The following is a 3,903-nucleotide window of genomic DNA, read 5'->3' on the forward strand; positions in this document are numbered from 1 at the left end:
TTCGCCACAAGGACAATGAGCGTGTCCATCAGCAGGATCCCCTGGAGCAAGGGGAGATCGCGGACCTGAAGGGCCTCAAAGGTGAGCATACCGATACCCGGCCAGGAGAAGATCGTCTCGACGAAGATACTCCCGGTGAGCATCCCGGCACACTGGAGGGCGACCTTCGTCACCATCGGGAGCATGGCGTTCTTCAGGGCGTGCCGCCGGAGGATCGTCATATCATCGAGGCCCTTCGCCCGGGCCGTGACGATGTAGTCTTCGCCGGCCGTCATGAGCATCGAGTTCCGCATCAGGTAGTATGTCCCGGTCACCGAGAAGAGGAAGAGCGTGAAGATCGGCAGGGCAGCGTGGTCCATCACATCGAGGGGGTCGATCCCGGTGTCGAGGGCGCTGATGCTCACGTAACCGCCGAGCGGGAAAAGGCCAAGATAAAAGGCGAAGACGAGGAGGATCATGAGAGCGAGCCAGTATGAGGGGATCGCCCGGAGAAAAATCATCCCGTTCAGGAGAGCGACGTCGACCTTTGAACCGCGTTTCCACCCGGAATACGCCCCGATCGCAATGCCTGCGATGATGGAGAGGATTGTCGCCGGAAGGAGGATCACGAGAGTCCAGACCGATTTCTCGCAGATCACGTCCAGAGCCGGCCGACTGTAACTCAGGGAATAACCCCAGTCACCCTGGAGTATCCCGAGAAAATAACTGAAATACTGGTCGATGAGAGGACGGTCCAGGCCGTAAGCGTTGTTGTATGCCAAAACGACTTCAGGCGGCGCGATGACGTAGATCCCTTCCAGGTACCGGGTGATGTAGTCCCCGGGCATGAGATGGAGGAGGGCAAACATGATGGTGACGCTGATGCCGAAGGCCACCGCTGAATACAGGAGCCTTCGCAGAACATATTCCGCTCTCATAGTCGTCGGTCTGACGCAGGTGCATCCCGGGCCGGGAAGTGCAAAAAGAGGGGGAGAGGCCTGATGACCCTTCTCTCGAACCCTCCGGCGTCACGAATCTACCCGTTCACCTCCGTACTTGCCGGCTTGACGTGCGATAAGATGTTGATGTCGCCGCCATCTTCGAGGATCAGCTCATTGAAGCCGGCGAACCGGTCAGAACGGTAGGCGTTGAAGGAATCCATCGAACAGACCGGGATACAGGGAACCTGCTCGGAGAGGATCACCTGGAGCCTGTCTCCGATCGCCTGCCTCTCTGCGGCATCCATGGTATTGCTGAGATCGTCGATCAGCCCGTTGAAGGTAGCATCGTCGAAGTGGTAGTAATTATGGCCGCGCGGACTCTTCTGGAAATTATCCAGGCGGCTGATGTCGTCGTGGAAGAGGCGGGGCATGCCGTCGAAGTGGACAGCGGTCTCCCCGATTCGTTTTTTGTACGTAGAGGAGTCGGACTGGAGGTTCTCGACCGTGATCCGGATGCCGAGTTCGGTCTCCCAGTCTTCCCTCAGGACCAGGAGAATCTTTTCGTCGACCTTGTTGATCGACGCCTTGTCGCCGAGCGGGATAGTGATCGCGACCGGCGCGTTGTCGGGCCCGTACAGGACGTTCTTCCCGTCTTCGGTCTTCAGGGTGAAACCGGCGTCGGCAAGCATCGTCTTTGCCTTGTCCAGGTCGTAGTCATACAGGCCGTTCGTGTCCTCGTTCACCTGGTCGCCTGCAAGGGCGGGGACCAGGAACACCGTGTCGGTCGCGCGAGTCGCAGAACTGTCGATGATACTGCACATCGCGTCCCGGTTCACCGCGTGGCTGAGGGCCTGCCTGAACTCCGTGATGTTCGCCGGATAGACGTCGCAGGTGAAGGCGACCTCGTAGGCCTTCCCCCCCGATGGAATCGTCGTAACTCCGATCCCGGCCTTGTCCTGGAGCGAGCGGGCGGTGGTAGGAGCCAGATCGTAGACGTAGTCGACATCACCGTTCCTCAGGGCGAGGACCCGTGTGTCCTGGGAAGAGTAGAGTTTCCGTACGACCTTATCGACATAGGGTAACGTTCCATGGTAGTCTCTGTATGCCTCCAGTTTGTAGGAATCCCCGGAGACGCTTGAGACATACTTGAAGGGGCCTGAACCGATGTACTTGGGATCCGATTGCTTGGCCGGGTCCTCAATGTCGCCCCAGATATGTTCGGGGAAGATCGCAACGCCCGGCCCGGTGGCGAGGACATCCGCGAAAAGGGGCATGCAGCAGTCGCAGTAATAGACCACCGTGGTATCATCGAGAGTTTCTACCGAGGTGACGTGCTTCAGGACGCCGCTGTTCTTGAGACCTTTTTCCTTGAGATAGTAGTACGAGAAGACCGCATCGCTTGCAGTGACCGGGACGCCGTCGTGCCAGGTCGCCCCTTCCGGGATATGAAAAGTCCAGATCGTCCCGTCGGCCGAGGGCTCCCAGGACGTCGCAAGCCAGCCGATATGGTCCTTATCGTTCGTTCTGGTGACGAGCCCTTCATAGATGAGGGAGCCTGGAGGGACGCCCTTTCCGTCGATGTACGATGGTTGCAGGAGATCGCCTGTGCTGCTGACCGCAACGACGATCTGGCCGTATGGGATGTTCAGGGTGTTATGGGCGGCAAGAGAGAGAGCGGCCCGATCGAGGCCGCCGATACCGCCTGCATACGTGGCGTTCAGGTAGCCCTGGATCGCTGTTGCAAGTTCTCCCTCCGAGACGAACGTGTCGCCATCCGTGTCGCCCGGGACGCCGGCGGAGGCCGGCACGCAGCAGGCGAGGAAGAAGACGGCGCAGCAGAGCAGAATAATGCCTGGTTTCCTTCTATCTGTCATTGTTTACTCCTCCTTCTCTGTGCCGCGTCCACGGTAGAGATACCAGGCGCCGGCACCGATCACGATCACAACCACTGCAAGACCGCCGACAAGAGGAATGAGCGAGTTTTCGGCGGTCTCATTATCTTCTGCCACTGCACCCGCAACCGACGTGACCTGCGCCTTCGGCGTGGCGGCGGGGGTCGGCTGCGTGGTCTGGACAGAAGCGGCCGCGGCCTTATCCGGTTCTTTTCCTGAGATCGCAAAGATGGAGCATCCCGGGGATTCGGCCTCAAAGGTGTACGAACCGTTCACCGTTCCGGTCAGGGTCGTGTTGAGAGAAGTCCAGCCGTCCGCATACCGGTACAGGGAGACTCCGGCAGCGCTGAAGGTCTGGTTCTTAACCCAGTCCATCGGGACGCTGAAACGGATCATCACACCCTCTATAGATCCGTTCACGGCAGGGATGGTGAGATTGTAATACCTGTAGACCTCTCCGGGTACCGTCGGGATCGTCGCGGGCAGATCAACGTAATGACAGGAGACGCTCAGGTTTTCGGGGAGCCCGGCTCCGGAGACGATCATCCCTGTGATCTCCTCTCCCTCGATCTGGATGACGCGGCTCTCCCCTGTACCTGTGGTCGGGGTGGCGGCGGAGTTCGTCGCGCCGCCGCCACCGGAACCACCCCAATAAGGCTGGCTGACCGTGACCTGGCTCTCAGCGATCGTGCCGTTCGTCATGCTGACGGCGTCATCCCAGGCCCCGGAAAAGGTCCAGGTACCAACCGTCCGGGCCTGCACACGATAGGCGATCTCGTTCTCGCCGATCACGGAGAACAGGACTTTCTGCCCAGAAATACCGTACCTATCTGCCGGATGATCTGTCCCGACAAACGTAAATCCGTCAGGGATCGTCTCCACAATTCCGCCAGCCTGGATTCCCTCGACGGAGAGCATCACTTCCAGGTTGTTGCCCTGTGCAATATCGGCAGCAGAAAGAGTTCGTTCCACGGTAACGTCTTCAGCCGCTGCCGGGACAATACACAGTATGATACACAGGCAGGAGATCAGAAGAGATTTCAGCCTAAAATCATGTTCATTCACAACATGTACCTCCGAAGTTAACAATC

General features: G+C 58.9%; 3 protein-coding genes. All 3 read right to left on the reverse strand.

Annotation, left to right across the window (positions count from 1 at the left end; translation table 11 throughout):
* The coding region (locus tag PHP59_RS11735) for an ABC transporter permease (protein WP_300167213.1) at nt 1–875 on the reverse strand (875 nt) is incomplete at its 3' end.
* 140 nt (nt 876–1,015) lie between these two features.
* Entirely contained in the window at nt 1,016–2,794 is a 1,779-nt protein-coding gene (locus PHP59_RS11740) for an ABC transporter substrate-binding protein (RefSeq protein WP_300167215.1), read from the reverse strand.
* Between the two features lie 3 nt (nt 2,795–2,797).
* On the reverse strand, nt 2,798–3,784 hold the full coding sequence (locus tag PHP59_RS11745; RefSeq protein ID WP_300167217.1) for a PGF-pre-PGF domain-containing protein: 987 nt from the start codon (nt 3,782–3,784) through the stop codon (nt 2,798–2,800).
* Nucleotides 3,785–3,903 lie beyond the last annotated feature (119 nt).

Origin of the sequence: Methanofollis sp. (assembly GCF_028702905.1) — an archaeon.
Taxonomy (GTDB): domain Archaea; phylum Halobacteriota; class Methanomicrobia; order Methanomicrobiales; family Methanofollaceae; genus Methanofollis.

Bases quoted from the DNA above. Each gene is read 5' to 3' on its own strand.
- PHP59_RS11740 (WP_300167215.1), bottom strand. From the start codon at position 2,794: ATGACAGATAGAAGGAAACCAGGCATTATTCTGCTCTGCTGCGCCGTC.